The 22505-nt window shown below is 63.1% G+C and carries 22 protein-coding genes; 8 read left to right on the forward strand and 14 right to left on the reverse strand.

Annotation, left to right across the window (positions count from 1 at the left end; translation table 11 throughout):
• Nucleotides 1-13: 13 nt before the first annotated feature.
• From AC1DY9_RS08965 to AC1DY9_RS09005, 9 genes are all read right to left on the reverse strand, one after another.
• Nucleotides 14-451: a DUF6678 family protein gene (locus AC1DY9_RS08965; protein WP_457279208.1), complete on the reverse strand. Its 438-nt coding sequence runs from the start codon at nucleotides 449-451 to the stop codon at nucleotides 14-16.
• A 351-nt stretch (nucleotides 452-802) separates the two neighbouring features.
• Nucleotides 803-1354 carry a DUF4166 domain-containing protein gene (locus AC1DY9_RS08970; protein ID WP_457279207.1) on the reverse strand — a complete coding sequence of 184 codons (552 nt, stop codon included), beginning with the start codon at nucleotides 1352-1354 and terminating at the stop codon, nucleotides 803-805.
• Between the two features lie 193 nt (nucleotides 1355-1547).
• On the reverse strand, nucleotides 1548-2834 hold the full coding sequence (locus AC1DY9_RS08975; protein ID WP_477666321.1) for a c-type cytochrome: 1287 nt from the start codon (nucleotides 2832-2834) through the stop codon (nucleotides 1548-1550).
• On the reverse strand, nucleotides 2831-3619 hold the full coding sequence (locus AC1DY9_RS08980) for a c-type cytochrome (protein ID WP_477666322.1): 789 nt from the start codon (nucleotides 3617-3619) through the stop codon (nucleotides 2831-2833). The genes AC1DY9_RS08975 and AC1DY9_RS08980 overlap by 4 nt, the downstream gene beginning before the upstream one ends.
• Nucleotides 3620-3785: 166 nt before the next feature.
• Complete coding sequence (locus AC1DY9_RS08985) at nucleotides 3786-4205, reverse strand: hypothetical protein (RefSeq protein WP_457279204.1); 420 nt, start codon at nucleotides 4203-4205, stop codon at nucleotides 3786-3788.
• Nucleotides 4206-4350: 145 nt separating this feature from the next.
• The gene (locus tag AC1DY9_RS08990) at nucleotides 4351-5436 is read right to left on the reverse strand and encodes a hypothetical protein (RefSeq protein ID WP_477666323.1); all 1086 of its coding nucleotides are present in this window, start codon (nucleotides 5434-5436) and stop codon (nucleotides 4351-4353) included.
• A 255-nt stretch (nucleotides 5437-5691) separates the two neighbouring features.
• Nucleotides 5692-6450, reverse strand: coding sequence for an alpha/beta fold hydrolase (locus AC1DY9_RS08995; protein ID WP_477666324.1), 759 nt, complete (start codon nucleotides 6448-6450; stop codon nucleotides 5692-5694).
• A gap of 1 nt (nucleotide 6451) precedes the next feature.
• Nucleotides 6452-7447 (reverse strand): M14 family zinc carboxypeptidase, encoded by a 996-nt coding sequence (locus AC1DY9_RS09000; protein WP_457279786.1) that lies wholly within the window; start codon nucleotides 7445-7447, stop codon nucleotides 6452-6454.
• 148 nt (nucleotides 7448-7595) lie between these two features.
• Nucleotides 7596-8528 carry a LysR family transcriptional regulator gene (locus tag AC1DY9_RS09005; protein ID WP_477666325.1) on the reverse strand — a complete coding sequence of 311 codons (933 nt, stop codon included), beginning with the start codon at nucleotides 8526-8528 and terminating at the stop codon, nucleotides 7596-7598.
• Between the two features lie 49 nt (nucleotides 8529-8577).
• On the opposite strand from AC1DY9_RS09005, the gene AC1DY9_RS09010 reads away from it, so the two are divergent.
• Nucleotides 8578-9273, forward strand: coding sequence for an N-acetyltransferase family protein (locus AC1DY9_RS09010; protein WP_477666326.1), 696 nt, complete (start codon nucleotides 8578-8580; stop codon nucleotides 9271-9273).
• Here the strand turns inward: AC1DY9_RS09010 and AC1DY9_RS09015 are convergent.
• Together AC1DY9_RS09015 and AC1DY9_RS09020 are read right to left on the reverse strand one after the other, a co-directional pair.
• A complete protein-coding gene (locus tag AC1DY9_RS09015; RefSeq protein ID WP_457279199.1) occupies nucleotides 9213-9524 on the reverse strand; it encodes a 2Fe-2S iron-sulfur cluster-binding protein in 312 nt (103 codons plus the stop codon). The two genes, AC1DY9_RS09010 and AC1DY9_RS09015, sit on opposite strands and share 61 nt — an antisense overlap.
• Nucleotides 9525-9566: 42 nt before the next feature.
• Nucleotides 9567-10163, reverse strand: coding sequence for an LURP-one-related family protein (locus tag AC1DY9_RS09020; protein ID WP_457279198.1), 597 nt, complete (start codon nucleotides 10161-10163; stop codon nucleotides 9567-9569).
• A gap of 183 nt (nucleotides 10164-10346) precedes the next feature.
• On the opposite strand from AC1DY9_RS09020, the gene AC1DY9_RS09025 reads away from it, so the two are divergent.
• On the forward strand, nucleotides 10347-10868 hold the full coding sequence (locus tag AC1DY9_RS09025) for a GNAT family N-acetyltransferase (RefSeq protein WP_457279197.1): 522 nt from the start codon (nucleotides 10347-10349) through the stop codon (nucleotides 10866-10868).
• A gap of 675 nt (nucleotides 10869-11543) precedes the next feature.
• Here AC1DY9_RS09025 and AC1DY9_RS09030 read toward each other — a convergent pair.
• A complete protein-coding gene (locus AC1DY9_RS09030) occupies nucleotides 11544-11723 on the reverse strand; it encodes a hypothetical protein (protein WP_457279196.1) in 180 nt (59 codons plus the stop codon).
• A gap of 335 nt (nucleotides 11724-12058) precedes the next feature.
• Between AC1DY9_RS09030 and AC1DY9_RS09035 the strand changes: the two genes are divergently transcribed.
• Both AC1DY9_RS09035 and AC1DY9_RS09040 read left to right on the forward strand, forming a co-directional pair.
• Nucleotides 12059-12406, forward strand: a complete 348-nt coding sequence (locus tag AC1DY9_RS09035; protein WP_457279195.1) for an ElaB/YgaM/YqjD family protein — start codon at nucleotides 12059-12061, stop codon at nucleotides 12404-12406.
• A 204-nt stretch (nucleotides 12407-12610) separates the two neighbouring features.
• On the forward strand, nucleotides 12611-13552 hold the full coding sequence (locus AC1DY9_RS09040; protein WP_457279194.1) for a DUF808 domain-containing protein: 942 nt from the start codon (nucleotides 12611-12613) through the stop codon (nucleotides 13550-13552).
• Between the two features lie 36 nt (nucleotides 13553-13588).
• Here the strand turns inward: AC1DY9_RS09040 and AC1DY9_RS09045 are convergent, their stop codons facing one another.
• Both AC1DY9_RS09045 and AC1DY9_RS09050 read right to left on the reverse strand, forming a co-directional pair.
• Complete coding sequence (locus AC1DY9_RS09045; RefSeq protein ID WP_477666327.1) at nucleotides 13589-13792, reverse strand: hypothetical protein; 204 nt, start codon at nucleotides 13790-13792, stop codon at nucleotides 13589-13591.
• Between the two features lie 187 nt (nucleotides 13793-13979).
• Entirely contained in the window at nucleotides 13980-14906 is a 927-nt protein-coding gene (locus AC1DY9_RS09050; protein ID WP_457279192.1) for a LysR family transcriptional regulator, read from the reverse strand.
• Between the two features lie 424 nt (nucleotides 14907-15330).
• Here AC1DY9_RS09050 and AC1DY9_RS09055 point away from each other — a divergent pair, with 424 nt between their 5' ends.
• The 4 genes from AC1DY9_RS09055 to AC1DY9_RS09070 are packed head-to-tail and all read left to right on the forward strand — an operon-like array spanning nucleotide 15331 to nucleotide 22195.
• Nucleotides 15331-16206 carry an alpha/beta hydrolase gene (locus AC1DY9_RS09055; RefSeq protein ID WP_457279191.1) on the forward strand — a complete coding sequence of 292 codons (876 nt, stop codon included), beginning with the start codon at nucleotides 15331-15333 and terminating at the stop codon, nucleotides 16204-16206.
• Between the two features lie 44 nt (nucleotides 16207-16250).
• Nucleotides 16251-17489: an efflux RND transporter periplasmic adaptor subunit gene (locus tag AC1DY9_RS09060; RefSeq protein ID WP_477666328.1), complete on the forward strand. Its 1239-nt coding sequence runs from the start codon at nucleotides 16251-16253 to the stop codon at nucleotides 17487-17489.
• 32 nt (nucleotides 17490-17521) lie between these two features.
• Nucleotides 17522-20755, forward strand: coding sequence for an efflux RND transporter permease subunit (locus AC1DY9_RS09065; RefSeq protein ID WP_477666329.1), 3234 nt, complete (start codon nucleotides 17522-17524; stop codon nucleotides 20753-20755).
• 30 nt (nucleotides 20756-20785) lie between these two features.
• On the forward strand, nucleotides 20786-22195 hold the full coding sequence (locus tag AC1DY9_RS09070; protein ID WP_477666330.1) for an efflux transporter outer membrane subunit: 1410 nt from the start codon (nucleotides 20786-20788) through the stop codon (nucleotides 22193-22195).
• The last annotated feature ends 310 nt before the right edge of the window (nucleotides 22196-22505 follow it).

The following is a 22505-nucleotide window of genomic DNA, read 5'->3' on the forward strand; positions in this document are numbered from 1 at the left end:
CATGGCGTAAGAACTAAGCAGATGTGCCAAGCGGAAAATCTTCATATGATTTTGGGTAATAGCCCCAGATTCTGGCCACACCGTCTCTGTATTCAAAATCGAAGCCGATCTCTTTCAACCTTCCGAGAAACACAGGCGAATAGTCAATGATCTTTGGCGCAAGAAGGCGGCCCGTGCGGAGTTCGCCATGCAAGCCGATGTCAAACCACTCCACGCCCACAAACGGGTAGGGCAGGTGATAAAACCATTCGACATCCCAGCCCGAAATGTGGCCGTTGACCCACTTCGAGCGATACGAAGGTCTCCATTCAAGGCCGCGCACGTATGTGATCAGCTCGTTCCATTGAGTGTCGTTCGCCAGCGAGCCTGAGAACTTCTGGCGCGCCTGCTGCGCAATTTTCTCCTTGTCTTCGTTCTCAGGGACGGCATTGGCAAGTGGTAGTGAATGCATGATCAAGGCCTGATTTAAAAATGAACGGACGCATTGACTGTGATGCTGCACGATGCCTGCTGTTGTTGCGACGCATGAACAATTTATTGGGAATGCGCAAGGTCGGTTTCCAGAATGTAGAGGCTGTTGGGTGTGGGGTTGTGGCATGTCAGGCCCACTTCACTCACCGGGATATCGAACGTGACCAGCACGCGGCCGTTTGCGTTTACCGGACCTGCGATGGTTCCCCGGGTCCCTATCAGGAGCCAATAGTTCTCGGCAGGGTGACAATCTTCAGGCGCGCACCGGGCACCGTTGAAGGATATGAGTACGACTTTCGATCCGGCTGGATGCATCTAGCCACCTACGCTTTCACATGAGAGGCTCAGACGACAGGTTCCCGCTATAGGAGAGCACTGTACCGAGCAATGGGAGGCCGACTTCCACGTTGAACTGATACTGACCGTTGTCGATGCACTTCGATGCGGCCGTGCGAGGCAGGAGCCAAAGGGGGAATGGAACGCCCGCTAGCCGGCCTCCGATGGGACGCCAGACCCAGCCGCCATTGACAATGGAAACACCCAGGTTGAGGCGAAGCAGGCCCGATGACTCGACCCAGTAACCCGATGGATAACGACCTGTCGGCGTGAAGGTTGAGGCAAACGTGGAGGTTCCATTGAAGGTACGGTTCCAGTGAAGCTCGGTGTCAGTGCTGAAGATGGAAACGCTCATCGATGCAGTTCCGTCGCAAGGCGGGACACCAAGTTTTTGCGCAAGCCGCCGGCCCGCCCAACCGGCAAGGCCGGTGCCCAGGCGAACCTCGACTGTGCCTGAGAGCGTGCCTCCAGACCGATGGAGTTCCTGCAGCAACGGGTGCAGTTGTGCGAAGGCCTCACCAAACCAGGTTTCAACGACTGCCGACATGCGCTCTTTCGGTTGCGGTGCAGTTCCGCCATGAACCAGATCAACAGAAGCGGGGGCTGCACACTGCAGGTGATTTTAGGTGTGTAGCTGGCAGGCCGCTGTCCTGCAGATGAAAGGCGCTGGCGGCCCGGGTCCTGTTGTATTCAAAGGACGACCATTGCGCCCCGCTTCGCAACGAAGCGCAGTGATCTGTCTACCGCCCCGTATTCGCCCGTATCCGGTTCACTTCCACCGGCGTGATTTCACTCGCCCTATTGCCCCATGACTGGCGGACATGCGTCAGCACCAGCGCCATATCGGCGTCGTTCAGCACCAATACGAAGGGCGGCATGCCAAAGGGGCGCGGGTTGCCCGTGGTGGCTGGTGCGTAGCCGCCATTGAGCACGATCTGCACCAGGTTCACGGCCTGGCTCATGGTGACGGCGCGATTGCCTGCCAGCGCCGGGTAGGCATTGGCGATTCCTTCGCCCCTGGCACCGTGGCACTGGGCGCAGTGCTGTTCGTACAGCTTGGCGGCGCGTTCCACAGACTCGCCCTGAGTCTTGATGGTGGCCGGCTCCGGGGACGTGGTGTGTGTGGGCGGCAGCTCTTTCAGGAACTGCGCCATCGCGCCGAGATCGGCATCGCTCAAATACTGCGTGCTGCGCTGAACGACTTCCGCCATGGGGCCGGTGACCGAGGCGCGTGGTGAGACGCCGTTTTTCAGAAGGCTCACGATGTGCTGCCTGTCCCAGTCGCTCACGCCCGCTTCATACGGCGAGGTCAATGAGGGCGCATACCAGTTCTGCATGGGGATCAGCCCGCCGGCCAGGTCCAGCCCCGCGTCGCTGGCGCCCAGCGCATTGCGTGTGGTGTGGCAGGCCGCACAATGACCCAGGCCCTTGACCAGGTAGGCCCCGCGGTTCCAGTCGGCACTGCGTGCGGCGTCCGGTTGGTATGCACCGGGGCTGAAATACAGGGCGCGCCACACTGCAAGCGCTGCCTGCGACTGGTAAGGAAAGCGCAGCGCATGGGACTGGTTGGGCTGCACCGCAGCGGGCAGGCTGCGCAGGTAGGCAAACAGCGCATCGGAGTCTTCGCGCGTGACCTGTGTGTAGCTGGTGTAGGGGAAGGCCGGGTAGAGCAGGCGGCCGTTTTTGGAGCGGCCGTTGTGCATGGCGCGCCAGAAATGGGCGGATGACCAGCTGCCGATGCCGGTTTTGTCGTCAGGCGTGAGGTTGGAGGTGAACACTGTTCCAAACGGTGTGGCGATGCCGCGCCCGCCCGCATAGGCCTGGCCGCCCTGCACGGTGTGGCAGGTCTGGCAGTTGCCGGCGCGCGCCAGGTAGGCGCCCCGGGCAATCAGGCTGTCGCTGGGGGCCGCGGTAGCCACAGGCGCCTTCACGTCGACTTCGTCGCGCACATTCAGCGCCCATACCAGTAAAACCGCGGCGGCTGCCAGGGTGGAAAGGCCCACCGCCCATCTGAGGAGGGTCTTCATTTTTGCATTTTCCTGGTGGGCGAAGCCGGCACAGTGGGCAGGTCTGCTGCGCTACCGCAGGTAATGACCACGGCGCCGGGTGCGAGCGCGGGCAGCGTGGTGGCTGGTTTGGTGCTCGCCGGCAGGGGCTGCGCCGCCACCCAGCTGGCGACGGCATTGATGTCTTCCACGGTGAGTTTTTCCACCACATTTTTCATGCAGTCCGGCGCGTGCGCGTGGCGCTGGCCGGCCTTCCAGGCACCCAGCTGTGCATTGAGGTAGTCACGTGGCAGCCCCAGCAGGCCCGGAATGGCAGGCGCCACGCCGGTCATGGCCTGGCCGTGGCATTGCACGCAGGCCGGTAGCCGGCGCGCAGCGTCGCCCTGCATGACCAGCTGCTGTCCATGGCGCATGGCCTCGGGTGATGCGGCAGCGGGCAGGGGTGCGGGATAGGGGACTTCGAGCTGGGAGAAGTACTGCGCGATCTCCATCAGGTAGGTGTCGCTGAGCGGTTCGATCAGCTGCGTCATGAGACCGTAGTGGCGGCGCCCGTCGCGAAAGTTCAGCAGCTGGTTGTACAGGTAGCCCGCCGGTTTTCCCGCCAGGCGCGGGTAGTAGCCGTCGGGAGCTGCCCGGCCCTGGGGCCCGTGGCAAGCCGTGCAGGCCATGGTGCGCTGCGCGATGGTGTCTTCAAACGGCGGCGGAGCTGCCTGGGCGGCAACGGCCATGGCAAATGCCGGGCCGGCCCACAACAGCCGCGCGGCCAGCACACGCTTGCAAAAGCGTGGGAAAAATCTTGGGTTCATGGGGCCATCATGCCGCACATGGGCGGCCGGTGTCAGCATCAGTTGCGCTCCCAAAAAACACATCAGATGAAAAACAGGTGAAATTGACGGGACGCTGGGCGCGGTGGACCCGCTGCAAAAGTCCCTGGAGTGAGTCGCACGGCTGACGGCAGCCGGGCTTGCGGCCCTACTTGCGGGGGTCTTGCAGCGCGCGGACACAGGCCAAAAAATGGTCCCAGCTGGTCTGCACTTCCTTCACACGCACGCCTTTGTCCAGCACTGCACCGCAGGCTGCTTCCGCGCGCCGCACAACCTTGGTCAATGCGCTGCCCGGCAAGGGGGGAATCTGCGCGCGCAGCGCGTCCGCTTTCGCCCGCATCTGCATGATGGCGTCCCTGGCCAGCGTCTTGTTGCCGGCACAGGCAATCATGCCGATCATTTCCGCCATTTCAGTCAGGGCGGGGTCCAGTTGCCAGATGGCGGCGGTGGTGCCCAGCGCCAATGCCCAGATGCGCCGGTTGCGGCGGGTGGTGGCACCTGCAAGTGGCTCGGCCGCCGCAGTGTCGTGTAGCGCTGTGCTGGCAGCAGGTGGGTTGGGCTTGTTCATGGTGTCGACGGGAGACAGCCGATTTTGCACCAGGGCCGTCACGAAGGCATCCGGTGGCGCCTAAAAGCCCCAGTCTTGTCAAACCTCAGTTGCTGGTTACCTTGGCGCTACAAGAAGTGCAGGACCCGGAGGACGTGGTGCCGCCCTAGTGCCTGTCAATCGGTGTCAGCGCGGCCGTCCGGGTCCCGGTCGCCACGCGCTGGGTATTGACGTTGTCGGTGGTCACAATTTTGGTGAAAGGCCGCATATTTGCATGCATTGCAGGTGCGACACCAAGGGACGCTATCGGGGGCATCGGCAAGTTTGCTTTCAGCCTGGTCGCCACCGCCACTTCACGCAGGGGTTGCTTGATGGGTTCAAGTGCTTCATGCAAGGGCCCGAGCTTGGCTGTCTGCCGTTCCATGGCATCGACAAAGTGGTGCAGGTTGTTGGGGTTTTCGGGTTTTTCCTTGATCTTCGTGACGAAACCATCGTCGGCGCCCTGCCGGCTGGGCAATGTGGAGTTGCTGTCGCCCTGGAACCCGCTGACGCGTACACGCGGATCGGCGTGCTGGGCATCCAGCGTGGCAGAAACCTGCCCGGCAAAGGTCTGGGCCAAATTGCGCGGGCCGATGGCCACGTGGTCGCGCGACACCGTACCGGCGCTGCCACAGGATGTCAGCCGGACGTCCAGGCCCGGGCTGTTCACGGAATTGGCAATATTGTGCACCGCAGTCCCAATGTCCTGCGCCGTGTGCGTCATCTTGTAGCCGCGCTTGATGTTGACCTTTGTTGCCTGCTCGAACAGGCCCGGCGGGTGGTGTTCGTCTTGGTCCACGGGCGTTGCCACGGTGGTGATGGAGTTGGGATTGCGCGGGCTGCCATGGCCCTTGACGAACAGAACATCGGCGGGGCCGTTTTCCCGGTTGTTGTACGGCGCCATGCCGGGCTGCACGACCCTGACGTTGCGGATCGCTGAGCTCAAACCGCGGTATTCGCGCTGCAGTTGCTGCTTTTGCGGAATCGTCAGGTTGCCGGCAAGCAGCTTGTCCATCACGCTGGCATGGCGTTCCTCGTAGTGCGCACGCACCGCGCGCTGGGCTTCGATGTTGTCGACAAAAACCGTGCCTGGTTTGAACTCGTTGTTGGCACCGGTGTGTCCCATTTCCATCACCGCTGCCTTGCGGTGGCCGGTGTCGAAGGCCGCCAGGCCGGGAAGATAAACGTGCCGTTTGATCCTTTGGTCTGCCATGGTGTGGGCTGCGCTCCTTTTGCCGCAAAGGTTCGCAAACCCTGTGCCAGGTGAGCAGCGCGTGCAAGTGCATGAATCCAAAAGGTATTTGGCGCAGAAAACAGGAGCTGCGGGACCAATTTGTCCCTTGGGTTCGAAGAGGAATATCACCCCAACCCAGTCGCTGCGTTGCCTGATGGGGTGGGATGTTTTTGTCCCGTGCCGGGTCTTATTTGTCCCGCCCCGCTGGCACCCAGCCCGCAGGGCTGGAACCATTCATGCGCAGGCGTTGTCCCATGGCGCCACGTGCTGGCACACCCAGCGCGGGTCGTCGTGCGGCAGGTCATGCCCTGCCCAGGGGTGCTCCCGGTGCGATGTTTGCCAGGCATGGGCAAGCTGCGCGGAACAGGCCGGGCTGACAAGGGCATCGCCGGCTGAAGACAGGACCAGCACCGGGCAACGCGGCGCAAGAGGTGCGCAGGTGAACCGGGTGGCTGCCCATAATTGCCGCGCTGCGTTGGCTGCGCTCACAGGTGCGCTTTGGCGGATGAAGCGCCACTGCGTGAGATCCTGCTGCCTTTGCTCCTGGCGCTTGCAGGTGAGTTCATGGACTTTTTGTTCCACGGCATCAATGTTCCGCCAGTGCGAAGCCATCGCCAGCAGTGTCAGCCAACTGCGGGGCCGCAGGCGCTGCGCAAAATGTGCGTGGGGCCGCATGCTGGTGTTGACAAGCACCAGCCGCGAAATTTCGTCCGGGTAGCGTTGTGCCCAACTGGCCGCCGCCATGCCGCCCAGGGACATCGCCAGCACTGCGTAGGGCGGCCGTACGCCCTGCGCCGCCAGTTGCCGGCGCACCGCCTCGACCATTTCCTCCACGGAAAGTGGGGAGCGCTGCCCGCACCATTTGCCATTGCCGGGCAGGTCCGGCGTGATGATCTGGCCGGGGCTGCGGCCTGTGGCTTCCTGCAACTGCAGCGGGAAATCTCCCCAGTGCCGCGCTTCGCGGGTCAGGCCCCTGAGCAACACCCAGGTCATGTCACACCACCCTGCGCGGGCGCCAGTGCGCCGCGGCAAGCCGTGCGAGCTGCACACGCTGTTCGCCCGAAGGCAGCCAGCGCGGTGCGGAGAATGCAGCGCGTGTCAGGAAATCCAGCAGGTCCGCATGGCGGCGCAGTACGCGCCGCGTGCGGTGCGCCTTGATAGGGTTGAAAATGCCGTGGCGCGAAAACAGCTGGCGCGGGTTCTTGCGTATCCATAACCACGAGCCCAGCTCCAGCGTCATCGGCAAAAAGATGTTCTCCGCCGGTGCGCGATCATAGGCATGGTCCCAAAGGTCGCCGTGCAGCAGGTACTGGTTGCTTTGCGGCTCGAAGCTGTAGGCGTGGTGCGGGTGCGATTGCTCCAGCATGGTCCGCAGTGCAAACATCTCCGGCAGATGCGGCATCAGCCGGCGCGTCCTGGCGTACGGAAACCACAGGCTGTCCTCAAAGCCGTAGCCCGAATGGCAGTCCAGTGCCAGGCTGAAGGGCCGGCTGGCCAGTTGTTCCCGCACCACTTGCAGTACGGCCGCGCTTTCCACTTCCATCGGCATGCCGGGCCTTCCGCAGTACCAGGGAAGCCGGGGGCTCACGGTTTGCCCGCCGGCCAGGAAGGGCACACGGGCGTCGGCCTTGTGGGGGGCATTGCGCATCAGGTCCACGCCCTGGGGGTTGGCGCGCTTGTGCGCCCACATGCCGCCGGGGTTCACGATGGGCATGAACACCAGCCGGATCTTTTCGAGTTGCCGGTGCAGCAACTCGTCCCACTCCAGGCGAAACAGCAACGCCCGCATGTAATGCAAAACCAGCTGCGTGCCGATGCGTTCCAGTCCATGGATGCCGCCGAAGAAACCGACCGCGGGCGCCGCAGGGTCGCGGGAGCCGATGCCCGCCACATACAGCGGAAAAGACGGGCCGGCAGTATGCGCTTCGGCCACAACGGCCACGTCAAAGTGCGCGCTGCCTGCCAGCAAAATTGTCTTGAGCTCTTCCATCTCCGAAAAGCTGGCCGCCGCATCCCGCGCCGGCGTGAGGCTGTAGGGGCTGTGAAAGCTGCGTGGGCTGTCGGCTGCGCTATTCAGTGGCGGAGGCAGTGGCGGAGGGAGCATCCGCCCATCCTTGCACAGTTGTTTGACAGGCGTGCTACAGCTTGTTGTTTTGCGGGGAAGGCCGGGAGCCCGGCTGGCGCGGCTCGGCGCCCGCCCGCTGTGAAATGGCGGCAATCACCTGGTGCAGGGCCTTGTTCACCGGTTTGTCGTTGCGCATGATCAAGGCCAGCGTCCTTTGCAGCCGTGGGTACAACGGGTGGACCACGAGTTCGGCATGCTGTCCCGGGCCGGTGACCGCCATTGCGGGCAGGATGCTGCAGCCCAGGCCGGCCGCCACCATTTCCTTGATGGCTTCGACGCTGCCCAGTTCCATGATGGGTTTGGGGGCGTGGCCCGCATCCTGAAACCACTGGTCGATGATCACGCGGGTATTGGCCGCCGGCTCGAACAGCACCAGCTCGCGCTTTGCCAGTACGGCCGGCGTGATCCTGGCGGGCATGGCGGCATCACGCTTGGGTGCGATGGCCACAAACTCGTCGTTGAACAACGGTGTCACCGCCAGCGCGCGCCGTTTGACGGGCAGCGTGACCAGCGCCAGGTCCAGCATGTTGCCTTCCACCGCCTTGACGAAGTCGGCCGTGTTGCCCGTGCTGACCACCACGCTCAGATTGGGAAACCGCAGCCTCAATGAGCGCAGGATTTGCGGCAGGAAATAAAGGCAGGCCGTGGCGCCAATGCCCAGCGTGATGCGGCCGGCCACATTCGAGGAGTGGGAAGCCATGGCGGCCATGACGCCGTCTACGGCGGTGTTGACATGCTGGATTTCTTCCATCAGGTCAAGCCCTGCGGGTGTGGGCGTTGCGCGGCGCGCCACGCGTTCGATCAGGCGCACGCCCAGCTTCTGCTCCAGCTGCCTGATTTGCAGGCTGACGGCGGGCTGTGAAAGGCCCAGCCTTTCGGCTGCACCGGAAAAGCTTCCGGTTTCAACAATGAGGGCGTAGGTGCGCAGGTGGTCCAGGTTGAGCATGCAAAGAAATTCTAATCAATTCGATAAGTTTTGACATATTTACTTATGCATGCCGTTGCGCAACCATAGCGGCATGTACCTCACACCCATACCCCAGGCCACCCGCCCCGATCCTTCCTCTGAAACTCGGGATTCCCTGGTGATCGGTCCCTGTGCCGAAAGCCATATGGAGGCAATCCAGGCGATATACGCGCACTACGTGGCCACCAACCTGGCGACGTTTGAGCTGGAGCCGCCCAGCGTCGCGCAGATGCTCTCGCGCCGCGCTGACATCCTGCAGGGCGGCTACCCCTACCTGGTGGCGCATCGCAACGCAGAGGTGGTGGGGTATGCCTATGGCAGTGCCTACCGTTCGCGGCCGGCCTATCGCCATACGGTGGAAGACTCGATTTACGTCGCGCCCGGCATGCGCCAGTCCGGCATTGGCAGCGCCCTGCTGCGTGAGCTGATCCGCCAGTGCGAGCAGCGCGGTTTCCGGCAAATGGTGGGCGTGGTCGGCAACAGCGCCAACACGGGCTCGCTCAGGGTGCACGAGGCTTTGGGCTTTGCCCGTGTCGGCACGCTGGACAGTGTCGGCTACAAGTTCGGCCAGTGGGTGGACACGGTGCTGATGCAGCGCGCGCTCGGCGACGGCGCCGCATCGCCCGGGGCTTTGCCCGTGGGTCTACGGCAGATCCCGCCAGTTCAATCCCCTGGCCCGATCACCACATCCGACAGTGGGTACGCGACACAGGGCAGGATGTAGCCCGTCTGCTTTTCCTCGGCGCTCAGGCCCGGCCATTCGATGCGGTAAGCCACCTGCCCGTTGGCCAGCCGGCGGATGCAGGTGCGGCAGGTGCCGTTTCTGCACGAACTGTCCATCGCCACGCCGGCCTGGAGCGCCGATTGCAGGATCGGCAGGGACGGCGAGGCGCTGAAATGCACCCCTTCCGGGTTCAGCTGGACGCTGAACAGAACCGCATTCGCCGGATCGCCAGGGTGGGCCGGGTCGTCCATCGCTGCTTCGGGTACGGGTAGCTGCCTGCGCCGGCGTCTGCGTTAACCGCGCAGGCGTTCCAGCAGCAGCACGGTCATCAGGGACAGCAACAACTGCTGCTCTTCGCGTTCATTGACGGGGGCCATCCGCTCGGCGGTGAACCGGCCCTCAAACAGGGCGGGCTGCTTGGTGAGCTCGGCCACCAGGGTGCCGTCGGGTCTCGTCACCTGGTAGGCGGGATGGAACAGGTAGCCCGAAAACATGCCGATCACCGGAATCTGGCTGAATAGGCCGTCAAGAAAACGCGTCATCACGCTTTTCTCGTTGATGCTGAAGTGGGTGACGCCGTTGTCCTGCACGTCAAAACCGGCTCTCCACATGGAGCGCATGCCGCGACGCTTGATGCCGCCCAGCGCCGCGCCCTGGGTATCGGTGAAGTGATAAAGCGCTGAAAAATCGATAATCCGGTCCGCCTTGATCTGGTAGAGCTGCCGGTCCTGTTTTTCATCGGTGAAAACCGTGATGGCTTCCTTGAGCTTGAAGAGTTTTTGTTTGACATACGCCACCGGCTGGCTATGCGCGTCCTTGACCAGAAATTGTGGTGCAAAGGCGATGAGTTTGAAGGACATTTGCAGGGGAAACTGAATACCTTGGGCCATGATGTGCAAGCGCTTGTAAGTGTTAGGGTGCGACGAATGTACCCGACGCCCAAGTCACTTGCCGGGCATTCGTCCTGCCGCCGGACCGCCGTGAAGCGAATGTATTGCCGGGTGGGAGGCGATTTGGGCGACAATTCTGCTCCCCCGATCATTTCCCGCACCGATTCACAAGCGATTTTTTTCATGTCCAGCTATTCCGTCCGTCCCGCTACGCCCCGTGATGCCAAAACCATTGCCGAAATTCATGTCGCCACCTGGCAGGCCGCTTATAAAGACCTCATGCCCGAGGACTACCTCGGCAAGATCACGGTAGAAAAACGCCTGCCTTACTGGCGCGAAGCCATCGAATTCAGCGAGCCGCAACTGCTGGTGGCCACGGACGGAGATGAGATCGTGGGCTTCGTCGGCTTTGACCGTTCCCGCGATGCCGGCACCAAATCAACAGTGGGTGAGATCTGGGCGCTGTATGTGCTGCCCGAACATTGGGGCAAGGGCGCAGGCCTGGCCCTGTGGGACGGCGCGCGTGAGGGCCTGAAAGAAGAGGGTTGCACGCAGGTCACATTGTGGGTGCTGTTGCGCAATGAGCGTGCGCTGCGATTTTATGAACACGCGGCGGGGTTCAAGCGCGAGATGCCATCGCTCAAGACTGTGGCTTTTGGCAGTGCCAAGCTGGAAGAGATCCGGCTCAAGCGATTGGTTGATTGAGCGTCTGACATTCGTCTGAGCTAGGCCGGCTCTTGCTCCGGCGGTGCGCTCTTTGCTGAGGGTTGCTGGCCGGGGGTAGCCCGGCAGCTACTCACTTTTCTTTTGCTTCGCCAAAAGAAAAGTAAGCAAAAGAAAAGGCGACCCTGCTGTCTGCGTCCCTACGCTTCGCTGCGGGCAACCTGCGGTGCTCGGTCCAGGCGGGGTCTCGCTCGAACTCGCTACGTTGCACTTCGCTCAGACAATCGCGATCCCTGATCCGCCTGAACCTGCGCTCCTCGGCGCATACAGAAGGGCTAATCGGGAGCGGGGACTGAAGACAAATACCAACTCCAATACCAACAAGGACACGCCATGGCGTGTCCTTGTTTCTTCAGGCGTTCGGGTGTTCGGTATCCTTCTCCTACCCCCTTGTGGATGCGCCGAGGAGCGCAGGGCCAGACGGATCAGGGCAAAAACTTGTTTGAGCGAAGCGAGTTGTTTTTGACCCCGGCTGGACCGAGCACCGCAGGTTGCCCGCAGCGAAGCGGAGGGACGCAGGAACCAGGGTCGCCTTTTCTTTGCTTACTTTCTTTTGGCGAAGCAAAAGAAAGTGAGTTGCATGCCGGGCAACCCCCGGCCAGCCACCCTCAGCAAAAAGCCCAACGACAGAACAAACCAGGCCTCAACAGCGCGATCTCACGACGGCACATTCACCACCCGCTCATCGTCATCAGGAATCAGCGGCATCCCTTCATCGGGCTCCACCGGCAGCTCCAGTGCGTCGTCTTCATCCAGACCTTCCTCGGGTGGGCCGTTACGCGGCTGGCCGTTGTCGGTTGCGCCGGTTCTGAGGGCGGGTCGTCCAATTCTGGGCATTGTGCTTCTCCTTGGAGTTTCAAAAACGTTGGAAGGGCGTTTATCAACGGTGCCTGGCCTGGATGCCTTTGGCTTGTGAGTTCAGGACGATGATGCGGGCAACTGCGACAGGGGCTGCCAAGCCAAGCGGCCTTTTTCCTGTCAGTGTGGGCCGACAACCGCGCGGCGCGCACAACACTCTCTTGTCCTACATGCAGCGTATCCGGCTGCGCACAGTCCGCATGCCTGCCGCCGCTTAATGTCGGCAGACACCTCTGGACGACCATGAGCCCGTCATCACCGAGGCTCAGATAGATCCCAGAGGTATTTTGCGGAATTTTTTTGAAAGAAGCATCATGGACAAAACCACAGCCTCCACCGGTACGGCTTCCGGTACTGACAACCCTCTGCAGCGAGGCGTCGAGTCTGCCGGAGCAGCGCTCCACAGCGGCATTGACAAGGTGGCTGAGCCGGCCCGCAGTGCGGTAGACCGCGCGTCTTCCGCCGCGCACGAAGGCGTCGACAAGCTGGCCAGCGGTGCCAGCACTGTGGCTGACCGCTTTGCCGACCAGACCCGCCGGGTGACTGAAGCGCCAGGCCGGGCCATTGACGCCTCGAAATCGTGGGTTCAGGAAAGGCCCCTGGAGGCTGTCGGTGCCGCCCTGGCGCTGGGTTTTATCCTGGGACGGCTCACGGCGCGCTGAGCATCTAGCGCTCTGACGCCCATCCAAAGCCGCCTGCGGGGCGGCTTTTTGTTGCGCTGGATTTGGGTACAGTAGGCCTTCGCCTTCGGTGCCACCACAACGCATAACAGCAGCACCGGACTCCTGCCGGCCGGGCTCATCACGGCCGGGCCTTGCAAGTTTTGCTCACCCCTTCGGCCTTGCGCCGGCACACGGAACCTACATATGGCCAGCAGCCTTCTCGCATTGATCGACGACATCGCCACCATCCTTGATGACGTAGCGCTGCTTTCCAAGGTGGCCGCCAAGAAAACCGCCGGCGTGCTGGGTGATGACCTGGCGCTCAACGCCCAGCAGGTCTCAGGGGTCAAGGCAGACCGGGAGTTGCCGGTGGTCTGGGCTGTGGCCAAAGGTTCCTTCGTCAACAAGGCCATCCTGGTACCGGCCGCGCTGGCTATCAGCGCGTTCATACCGTGGGCCGTCACGCCGCTGCTGATGGTGGGCGGTGCATTTCTCTGTTACGAGGGGTTTGAAAAACTCGCGCATAAATTCATGCACAGCGCAGACGAACAGGCGGCCGAGCATGAGGCGCTGACTGCCGCACTGACCAACCCGGACGTAGACGTGCTGGCGCTTGAAAAAGACAAGATCAAGGGCGCGGTCCGCACCGACTTCATCCTGTCCGCTGAAATCATCGCGATCACGCTGGGCACCGTGCAGGCCAGTCCCTTCGTGACGCAGGTGGCTGTTCTGGGCGGTATCGCCCTCCTGATGACGGTGGGGGTTTATGGCCTGGTGGCAGGCATCGTGAAGCTGGACGATGGCGGGCTTTACCTCAGCCAGCGTGAAGGAGGCGGCGCCCTGGGCCGCTTGCAGCGCGGCGCAGGCCGCGCCATCCTGCTGACCGCTCCCTGGCTCATGAAAGGCCTTTCTGTGGCAGGCACCATCGCGATGTTCCTGGTGGGCGGCGGCATTCTGACGCACGGCTTTGCGCCGCTGCATCACGCGATCGAGCTGCTCGCACAAAAAGCGTCGGCCATAGGCGGAGCAGGTGCTTTGCTGGCCGCGCTCACGCCGCTGTTGATGGACGCACTCACAGGCTTGATCGCCGGTGCGCTGGTGCTGTTTGTTGCCGTGCTGGTCAAGCGCGTCCTGGCGCGCCGCTGACACAGAAGAGAAGAGAGCGAATGGAGAATCCGGCAGTTAGTCGCCGGACTTTCCTGGCTTGGCCGCCTTTTCCGGTTCCTCGTGGCGGCCTTCAGTTTTGCCGGCGGGCTGGTCGTCCGGCACCGGAAATGGCCAGCGGCCTTTTTCACGGGGTGGTGCGGGCATGGCTGCTTCCCGCGCGCGCTGCTCCAGTGCCTTTCGGCTCTCGGTATCGGGCGCGGCAACTTTGGGTCTTGGCATGGGTGGTCTTTCGCAGGGAAGGAAGGCGGTGTATGAACGCAGGCGTGCAAACGCGGGACAGCCACTGACCTTACTCCCGCGGGTTGTCCTGCGGTGTAGTCTGCGGATGACGCCAGCTGTAGGAAGCTGGGGACGCCGGAAAATGCCGATGCATTCGGTGTAGCGGCTGTCGCGTCGTCTGCCGCGTTTATTGCGGCAAGCTGCTCTTGCGCTGTATCAGGTCGTGTTTGGCGAACAGGTCGGCGATCCAGTCGACAAAAACACGCACCTTGTTGCTCAGGTGGCGGTTGGGTGGGTACACCACATGAATGGGCTTGGCCTCGGAGCACCAGCCGTTGAACAGGGGTTCCAGCGCACCGCTGCTGATATGGTGCTGAACCAGGAAGGTGAGCGTCTGCAGGATACCCAGGCCCGCCAGCGCCGCCGCCACACCTGCGTTCGAGTCATTGACCGACAGCTGGTGGTGCCCGCCGATCTCCACCACCTCGCCGTCTTTTTGCAGGTTGACGGTGTAAAGCTTGCCGTCGCGCGGCGAAAAATAGCGGATCAGCTTGTGCGCCTGCAGCTCGCGCGGGTGCTGCGGCACGCCGTGGCGTTTGAGGTAGGCGGGTGAAGCGCAGGACATCAAATAAAACTCGCCGATGCGGCGCGCCACCAGTGATTGGTCTGTGATCTGCCCGCCGCGGATCACGCAGTCGACATTTTCTGCAAGGATGTCGATCGGCCGGTCGCTTACGCCAAGCTCCAGCTGGATGTCCGGGTAACGCGCATAAAAGTCGGGCAGGGCCGGAATCACCACCGCAAGGCCCAGTGAAGAGGGAATGTCCACCTTGAGCCGGCCACGCGGGCTGGCCTTGGCGCGCGACATGCTCGACTCAAGCTCTTCCATTTCGCCCAGAAGGCGGCCCGCGCGCTCGTAGTAAGCCGCACCGTCGGCCGTCACCGTGACTTTGCGCGTGGTGCGGTTGAGCAGCTTGGTGTCCAGTGACTGCTCCAGTGTCTGGATCAGGCGCGTCACCGTGGGCTTGGGCATACCCATGGAATCTGCCGCTTTGGTAAACGTGCCGGCCTCCACAACCCGTACAAAGGCCTGCATTGCGGAAAATTTATCCATGAAAGAGTCCTGTTCTGGTGAGGGCCGTCAGCGCGTGCCTTGCCTGGCGGGCGCCGCAAGAGGGATACGGGGCGGTAATTAAAAATGGCTGCCGGGGAAGAGGTGCATCTGCCAACAGGGGCTCATCGGCAAAACGGCGAGGGGCGATTGTGACCAGCCCAGCCGGTTCAGGTGCGGGGCGCGAAATAGCCCTGAGAACTTTCCGGGATTGCCCACTCCCAATTGACCTTGCCCCACAGGGAAGGATGAAACTCCGCGCTCGGATGTTCATGGGAGCTTTCATGGGGGGCCGTGATTTTCAGAGGAGAAGCCTGCTTGCTACCCCTCATTGTTGCACTGGTGAAATAAAGTATAAACAAAACGGCTATTTATTAAGCGACCTGCCGCGCGTATCTTCTGCTGCATTGCAACAAAGAGGAGCCGCGTGCGGCTCGCCAAGATGAACAGCCCACAGCCCGTCCCCGCAGGCGCCGACAAAAGCCCCCCTCCCTGGGTGGAAAAACAGATCCAGCTGGCACTGAAAAAGCCGCTGGACGTGCGTTTTTACGGCCGCCGCAGCGGCACGGGCGTTTCACCCCTGGTGGTGCATTTCCATGCCGGCGCGTTTGTGGGCGGATCCCTGGAAGGCGGTTCCTGCGTAGCCGGGCTGCTGGCCCAAGCCGGCGCAGTGGTGATGTCGCTGGACTATCCGCTGGCGCCAGAGCACCCTTTCCCCAATGCAGTCGAAATAGGTTATGCCGCGCTGGTTTGGGCCGCCAAGGCCCGCCACAAGCTGGTCGGCGTCGGTGCGCCGGTTTTTGTGGCCGGCGAAGAGGCCGGTGGCAATATCGCTGCAGCCGTGGCGCTGATGGCGCGTGACCAGCATGAGCCGGCTCTGGCGGGGCAGATCCTGATGTCGCCGATGCTGGACCCATGCCTTGCGACCGCTTCGCTGCGCGACGCCGAAGCCGGGCCAGTGGGCTGCACCTGGGCCGACGGCTGGCACAAATACCTGCCCCGGGCCGAAGACGCAAGCCACCCTTACGCTGCACCCGGCGCCGCATTCCGCCTGGCCGGCCTGGCACCGACGCTGCTCATCACGGCGCAGGACGACCCGCTGCGCGACGAAACGCTGGCCTACGCCGCACGGCTGCGCGCCGCAGGCCTGGTTGCGCACGAGACCGTGTTGCCGGTGCCGACCGGCTGGCCCTGCAGCTATCTGCAGCCTTGCGACCACAAGGCTGCTTGGGGCCCTGTCCTGCATGAGCAGTACACCCGTTTTTTCGCTGATGCGCTGGCCGCGCATGCGACCCATTCCTGAGTTTCACAGTTCCTTTTTTTACTTTTCTTTTGAGGGGTTTCACCATGACATCGATTCATCTGCACAACAACAAGCGCCGTTTGCTGGCAACCGTCGTGGCCGTACTGGCATTGACGGGCGTGACGGCCGTCATCTTCGGCGTTTCGGGCACGCGTGCCCAGTCGGGTGCGCCTGCCGAGCCGCAGGCCACGCCGGTATCGGTGGCCACCGTCGTGCAAAGCGACGTCTCCGCCTGGGATGAGTTTTCGGGCCGGCTGGAAGCGGTCGAGCGCGTGGACATCCGCTCGCGTGTGGCCGGTACCATCCAGGCCGTGCACTTCCGCGAAGGCGCATTGGTCAAAAAGGGGGACCTGCTGCTGACGATTGACCCGGCACCCTACGCCGCCGAAGTGGCGCGCGCCGAAGCCCAGGTGGCCGCGGCGCAGGCCCGTGTGGCCCAGGCCAAGGGCGAACACGAGCGCTCACAGCGCCTGTGGGGCGAGCAGGCCATTTCAAAACGCGAGTTTGACGAGCGCACCAACGGCAAGGGTGAAGCCGACGCCAACCTGCGCGCCGCGCAGGCAGCCCTTCAAACGGCGCAGTTGAGCCTGGGGTATTCGCAGGTCCGCGCCCCGGTGGCCGGCCGCGTCGGCAAGCTCGAAGTGACGGTGGGCAACCTGGTCGCAGCAGGACCGGGCGCACCCGTGCTGACCACACTGGTGTCCGTGAGCCCGATTTATGCGAGCTTCGACGCCGACGAGCAGGTCGTGGTCAAGGCGCTCAAGGATGTGCAGGGCACCAACGCCGGTATCGCGGGCGGCCGCAACCTGGACCGCATTCCGGTACAGATGGGCACCGCCGCCAGCGCCGACACGCCGTTTGAAGGCAAGCTGCAGCTGGTCGACAACCAGGTGGACGCCCGAAGCGGCACCGTGCGCGCACGCGCCGTGTTCGACAACAAGGACGGCCAGTTGATTCCCGGCCAGTTCGCGCGCATCCGCATGGGCCAGGCCACCAAAGGCAAGGCATTGCTGATCAACGAGCGCGCCGTCGGCACCGACCAGAACAAGAAGTTTGTGCTCGTGGTCGGCGCCGACAACAAGGCGATGTACCGCGAAGTCACGCTGGGCGCTTCCGTCGATGGCCTGCGTGTCGTCAAAAGCGGCCTGGCCGCCAACGACCGCATTGTGGTCAACGGCCTGCAGCGCATCCGCCCAGGAGCGCTGATCACGCCGCAGCCGGTCGAGATGACCGCCAAGTCGGAACTCACCGAAAAAGCCGTGAAGGTCGCGGCCAAGTCCTGAGCCGCTCCTTCACCTGAACCAGAAGAATTGCCATGAATCTTTCCAAATTTTTTATTGACCGGCCGATCTTTGCCGGCGTGCTGTCGCTGCTGATGTTCATTGCCGGACTGATCGCGCTGCGCTCGCTGCCGATCGCCGAATACCCGGACGTTGTGCCGCCCACGGTAGTGGTGCGCGCCAACTACCCCGGCGCCAACCCCAAGGTGATCGCCGAGACCGTCGCCACGCCGCTGGAAGAAGCCATCAACGGCGTCGACGGCATGCTCTACATGAGCAGCCAGGCCACGACCGACGGCCTGATGACACTCAACGTCACCTTCAAGCTCGGCACCGACCCCGACAAGGCGCAGCAGCTCGTGCAAAACCGTGTCTCGCAAGCCGAGCCGCGCCTGCCCGAAGAAGTGCGCCGCCTGGGCATCACGACTATCAAGAGCTCTCCCGACCTCACGATGGTGGTGCACTTGCTCTCGCCCAACGACCGCTACGACATGACCTACCTGCGCAACTACGCGGTGCTCAATGTCAAGGACCGCCTGGCGCGCATCAACGGCGTGGGCCAGGTGCAGCTGTTCGGCTCGGGCGACTATTCGATGCGCGTCTGGCTGGACCCGCAAAAAGTGGCTGAGCGCGGTTTGTCCGCCGGCGACGTGGTGCGCGCCATTCGCGAGCAGAACATCCAGGCTGCCGCCGGTGTCGTGGGCGCTTCGCCCGGCCTGCCCGGTGTGGACATGCAACTGTCTATCAATGCCCAGGGCCGCCTGCAAAGCGAAGAAGAGTTCGGTGACATCATCGTCAAGACCGACAAGGGCGGCGCCGTGACGCGCCTGCGCGATATTTCTCGTCTGGAGCTCGGTGCTTCCGACTACGCCTTGCGTTCGCTGCTGGACAACAAGCAGGCCGTCGCCGTGCCGGTGTTTGCCGCGCCGGGCTCCAACGCCATCCAGATCTCGGACGACGTGCAGGCCGTGATGAAGGACCTGAAAAAGAGCATGCCTGAAGGCGTGGACTACGAAATCGTTTACGACACCACGCAGTTTGTGCGCTCTTCCATCGAGGCCGTGGTCCACACGCTGCTCGAAGCCGTGGCCCTGGTGGTGCTGGTCGTGATCATCTTCCTGCAGACATGGCGCGCTTCCATCATTCCGCTGCTGGCCGTGCCTATTTCTGTCATCGGCACGTTTGCGGTGATGCACCTGTTCGGTTTTTCGATCAACGCGCTCAGCCTCTTCGGGCTGGTGCTGGCCATCGGCATTGTGGTGGACGACGCCATCGTGGTGGTGGAGAACGTCGAACGCAACATCGAGGCGGGCCTGAGTCCGCGCGACGCCACCTACCGCGCCATGCGCGAGGTGTCGGGGCCCATCATCGCGATTGCGCTGGTGCTGATCGCCGTGTTTGTGCCGCTGGCTTTCATCACCGGCCTCTCGGGACAGTTCTACAAGCAGTTCGCGCTGACCATCGCGATCTCTACAGTGATCTCGGCCGTCAATTCGCTGACCCTGTCGCCGGCACTTGCCGCCTTGCTGCTCAAGAGCCATGACGCACCGAAAGACGCGCTGACCCGCGGCATGGACAAGGTGTTCGGCCGCTTCTTCGCAGGCTTTAACCGCCTGTTCAGCCGCGGTTCCGAAAACTACAGCCGCGGTGTCAAGGGTGCGATTTCGCGCAAGGCCATCATGCTGGGTGTCTACCTGGTGCTGGTGCTCGCCACGGCGGGCCTCTTCAAGGCAGTGCCCAGCGGTTTTGTGCCCGGGCAGGACAAGCAGTACCTGATCGGTTTTGCCCAGTTGCCCGACGGCGCCACGCTGGACCGCACCGAAGACGTGATCCGCAAGATCAGCGACATCGCCATGAAACAACCCGGCGTGGAACACGCGATTGCTTTCCCTGGCCTGTCGATCAACGGCTTCACCAACAGCTCCAACTCTGGCATCGTGTTTCTCTCGCTCAAGCCGTTTGACCAGCGCACCACCGCCGACCTGAGTGCAGGCGCCATCGCCGGCCAGCTCAATGGAAAATTCGGCGGTATCCAGGAGGCGTTCATTGCGATGTTCCCGCCGCCGCCCGTGCAGGGACTGGGCACCACCGGCGGCTTCAAGCTGCAGCTGGAAGACCGCGGCTCGCTCGGTTATGCCGCGCTGGACGCCGCCACCAAGGCCTTCATGGCCAAGGCGTACCAGACACCTGAGCTGGCGGGCATGTTCTCAAGCTTCCAGGTCAATGTGCCGCAGCTGTATGCCGACATCGACCGCACCAAGGCGCGCCAGCTCGGCGTGCCGGTGACTGACGTGTTCGACACCATGCAGATTTACCTGGGCAGCCTGTACGCCAATGACTTCAACAAGTTCGGCCGCACATATTCCGTGCGGGTGCAGGCTGATGCACCTTACCGCGCCCGCGCTGAAGACATCGGCCTCTTGAAGGTGCGATCGGCCACCGGCGAAATGGTGCCGCTGTCGGCGCTGATGAAAGTCACGCCGAGCTTTGGCCCTGAACGCGCCATGCGCTACAACGGCTTCCTGTCGGCCGACATCAACGGCGGCGCCGCGCCCGGTTATTCGTCGGGCCAGGCGCAGGATGCGGTCGCCCGCATTGCGGCCGAGACGCTGCCGCCCGGCATCAGCTACGAGTGGACGGACCTCACGTACCAGGAAATCATCGCCGGCAACTCGGCCATGTGGGTGTTCCCGCTGGCGCTGCTGCTGGTCTTCCTGGTGCTGGCCGCGCAGTATGAAAGCCTGACCCTGCCGATCGCCATCGTGCTGATCGTGCCCATGGGCCTGCTGGCCGCCATGCTGGGCGTGAAGCTGACCGGCGGCGACAACAACATCTTCACGCAGATCGGCTTGATCGTGCTGGTGGGGTTGTCGGCGAAGAACGCGATTTTGATCGTGGAGTTTGCGCGCGAGCTGGAGTTTGCCGGGCGCACGCCGCTGCAGGCCGCGATTGAAGCGAGCCGCCTGCGTCTGCGTCCCATCCTGATGACTTCACTGGCTTTCATCATGGGCGTGCTGCCCCTGGTGTTGTCCTCCGGTGCCGGTGCCGAAATGCGCCATGCCATGGGTGTGGCGGTGTTCTCGGGAATGATTGGTGTGACGGCTTTCGGTCTCTTCCTCACGCCGGTGTTCTACGTCACGCTGCGCCGCCTCACGGGCAACCGTCCGCTCAAGCTGCATGGCGAAGTGCCGCACGTTGAGGCCTTCGCGGGCAGTGGTGGTGCAGGTGCGCACGCGCAGCCGGCAGCGCCCCTCAAGCTTCATGAATAACAACAAGCATCAAAGGTACAGGAGTTCATCATGAACCACACAACGTCCAAACTGCGCACCGCGCTGCTGCCTTTGCTGGCCGCCCTGGTGCTGGCCGGCTGCGCCACCAGCGCGTCGGTTGACCCGGCGAGCATTCCGGCTGCGCCTTCCGCCTACAAGGAAAACGCTGCCGCCGTCGCGGCGGCGCCTGCAGCAACCGCTCCGCAATCACAAGGCACCTGGTGGAAGGCGTTTGCCGACCCGGTACTCGACCAGCTGGTCGAGCAGGCCGGCGCCAACAACAACAGTGTCAAGGTGGCCGCGGGCCGGCTGGCCCAGGCGCGCGCCATCCTGCGCAACACCGATGCCGACCGCCTGCCGCAAGTGGGTTTGAGCGGCGGTGCCGTGCGCCAGAGCAACATCACGACCAACCGCGTCGCGCAGACCACGGTCACAGCCGCCGCCAACTTTTCGTATGAAGTCGATTTGATCGGCAAGCTGTCGCTCAACTCGGACGCCGCATCGCTGGACGCGAAATCGCGCGAGGCCTTGCTGCGCAGCACCCAGCTGCTGGTGCAGGCCGATGTGGCGCAGACCTACCTCAACCTGCGCGCGCTCGACACCGAACGCACGCTGGTGCGTGACACACTGCAGGCTTACCGCAACACGCTGCGCCTGACGGAAGTCCGCTTCAAGGAAGGCGATGTGGCCGAGCTCGACGTGGCCCGCGTGCGCACCGAAGTCGCCTCGACCGAGTCCGATGCACTGGCACTCGACCAGCGCCGCGCCGTGCTGGAGCATGCCCTGGCTGTGCTGGTCGGTGAGGTAGCGTCGAACTTTGCCGTCGCGCCTGCTGAATGGTCGACGGCCTTGCCGGTGATACCGGCCGGCGTGCCCAGCACCGTGCTGGAGCGCAGGCCCGATGTGTCTGCCGCGCAAAGCACCATGCAGGCCGCGCAGGCTCGCGTTGGTGTCGCCCAGGCTGCGTGGTTCCCGACCTTTTCGCTGACAGGCAACGCCGGTTATGCCGCGCCCGAGATCAAGGACCTGTTCAAGGTCTCGACCCAGGCATGGGGCGTGGGCGCGTTGCTCTCGCTGCCGATCTTTGACGGCGGACGCCGCAAGGCCGGCGTGCAGAACGCGAATGCCGAACTTGACATCGCCCTGGCCAACTACCGTGAACAGATCCTCGTCGCCTTCAAGGACGTGGAAGACCAGCTCTCGGCCCTGCGCCTTTTGGCCGAGCAGTCGGAAGCGCAATCGCGTTCCGTCGCTTCGGCCACACGCGCCACGGTGCTGTCGGATTCACGCTACCGCAATGGCTTTGTCAGCCAGCTCGAACTGCTGGACGCGCAGCGCAGCGAACTGCGCAACCGCCGCCAGGCGCTGCAGGTCAAGACCGCGCAGTACCTGGCAACGGTGGGGCTGATTCGGGCGCTGGGTGGCGGTTGGACAGTTTGAACACCCCTGCTGAGGCTCACTTCGTGTAGCCTCCTCTCCCCTTGCAGGGGACAGGCGCCTTGGGGCCGGCAAAGCCGGACCCCGGCCCCTGCTGGTGAAGATTGGTACACCCCCTTTTGAGGCTCTTCCCTTGCAGGGGACGGCGCCTGCGGCCTGGCGAAGCCAGTTCCGCGGCTCTTGCTGGTGAGGAGGGGAGCGCCCTCTGTCTGTCGTTGCTATCTAATTCATAGCTGCTGGCGCCCGTCCCTATTTGGCTTGAGGCCTAAATCGTTCTTGAAAATGGCCTGAAAAGTGCTCTGGAAGCCTTTTT

This window comes from Polaromonas sp. P1_F6, from assembly GCF_056405695.1.

Bases quoted from the DNA above. Each gene is read 5' to 3' on its own strand.
- AC1DY9_RS08965 (WP_457279208.1), bottom strand. From the start codon at position 451: ATGCATTCACTACCACTTGCCAATGCCGTCCCTGAGAACGAAGACAAG.
- AC1DY9_RS08970 (WP_457279207.1), bottom strand. From the start codon at position 1,354: ATGTCGGCAGTCGTTGAAACCTGGTTTGGTGAGGCCTTCGCACAACTG.
- AC1DY9_RS08975 (WP_477666321.1), bottom strand. From the start codon at position 2,834: ATGAAGACCCTCCTCAGATGGGCGGTGGGCCTTTCCACCCTGGCAGCC.
- AC1DY9_RS08980 (WP_477666322.1), bottom strand. From the start codon at position 3,619: ATGAACCCAAGATTTTTCCCACGCTTTTGCAAGCGTGTGCTGGCCGCG.
- AC1DY9_RS08985 (WP_457279204.1), bottom strand. From the start codon at position 4,205: ATGAACAAGCCCAACCCACCTGCTGCCAGCACAGCGCTACACGACACT.
- AC1DY9_RS08990 (WP_477666323.1), bottom strand. From the start codon at position 5,436: ATGGCAGACCAAAGGATCAAACGGCACGTTTATCTTCCCGGCCTGGCG.
- AC1DY9_RS08995 (WP_477666324.1), bottom strand. From the start codon at position 6,450: ATGACCTGGGTGTTGCTCAGGGGCCTGACCCGCGAAGCGCGGCACTGG.
- AC1DY9_RS09000 (WP_457279786.1), bottom strand. From the start codon at position 7,447: ATGGAAGAGCTCAAGACAATTTTGCTGGCAGGCAGCGCGCACTTTGAC.
- AC1DY9_RS09005 (WP_477666325.1), bottom strand. From the start codon at position 8,528: ATGCTCAACCTGGACCACCTGCGCACCTACGCCCTCATTGTTGAAACC.
- AC1DY9_RS09010 (WP_477666326.1), top strand. From the start codon at position 8,578: ATGCCGTTGCGCAACCATAGCGGCATGTACCTCACACCCATACCCCAG.
- AC1DY9_RS09015 (WP_457279199.1), bottom strand. From the start codon at position 9,524: ATGGACGACCCGGCCCACCCTGGCGATCCGGCGAATGCGGTTCTGTTC.
- AC1DY9_RS09020 (WP_457279198.1), bottom strand. From the start codon at position 10,163: ATGGCCCAAGGTATTCAGTTTCCCCTGCAAATGTCCTTCAAACTCATC.
- AC1DY9_RS09025 (WP_457279197.1), top strand. From the start codon at position 10,347: ATGTCCAGCTATTCCGTCCGTCCCGCTACGCCCCGTGATGCCAAAACC.
- AC1DY9_RS09030 (WP_457279196.1), bottom strand. From the start codon at position 11,723: ATGCCCAGAATTGGACGACCCGCCCTCAGAACCGGCGCAACCGACAAC.
- AC1DY9_RS09035 (WP_457279195.1), top strand. From the start codon at position 12,059: ATGGACAAAACCACAGCCTCCACCGGTACGGCTTCCGGTACTGACAAC.
- AC1DY9_RS09040 (WP_457279194.1), top strand. From the start codon at position 12,611: ATGGCCAGCAGCCTTCTCGCATTGATCGACGACATCGCCACCATCCTT.
- AC1DY9_RS09045 (WP_477666327.1), bottom strand. From the start codon at position 13,792: ATGCCAAGACCCAAAGTTGCCGCGCCCGATACCGAGAGCCGAAAGGCA.
- AC1DY9_RS09050 (WP_457279192.1), bottom strand. From the start codon at position 14,906: ATGGATAAATTTTCCGCAATGCAGGCCTTTGTACGGGTTGTGGAGGCC.
- AC1DY9_RS09060 (WP_477666328.1), top strand. From the start codon at position 16,251: ATGACATCGATTCATCTGCACAACAACAAGCGCCGTTTGCTGGCAACC.
- AC1DY9_RS09065 (WP_477666329.1), top strand. From the start codon at position 17,522: ATGAATCTTTCCAAATTTTTTATTGACCGGCCGATCTTTGCCGGCGTG.
- AC1DY9_RS09070 (WP_477666330.1), top strand. From the start codon at position 20,786: ATGAACCACACAACGTCCAAACTGCGCACCGCGCTGCTGCCTTTGCTG.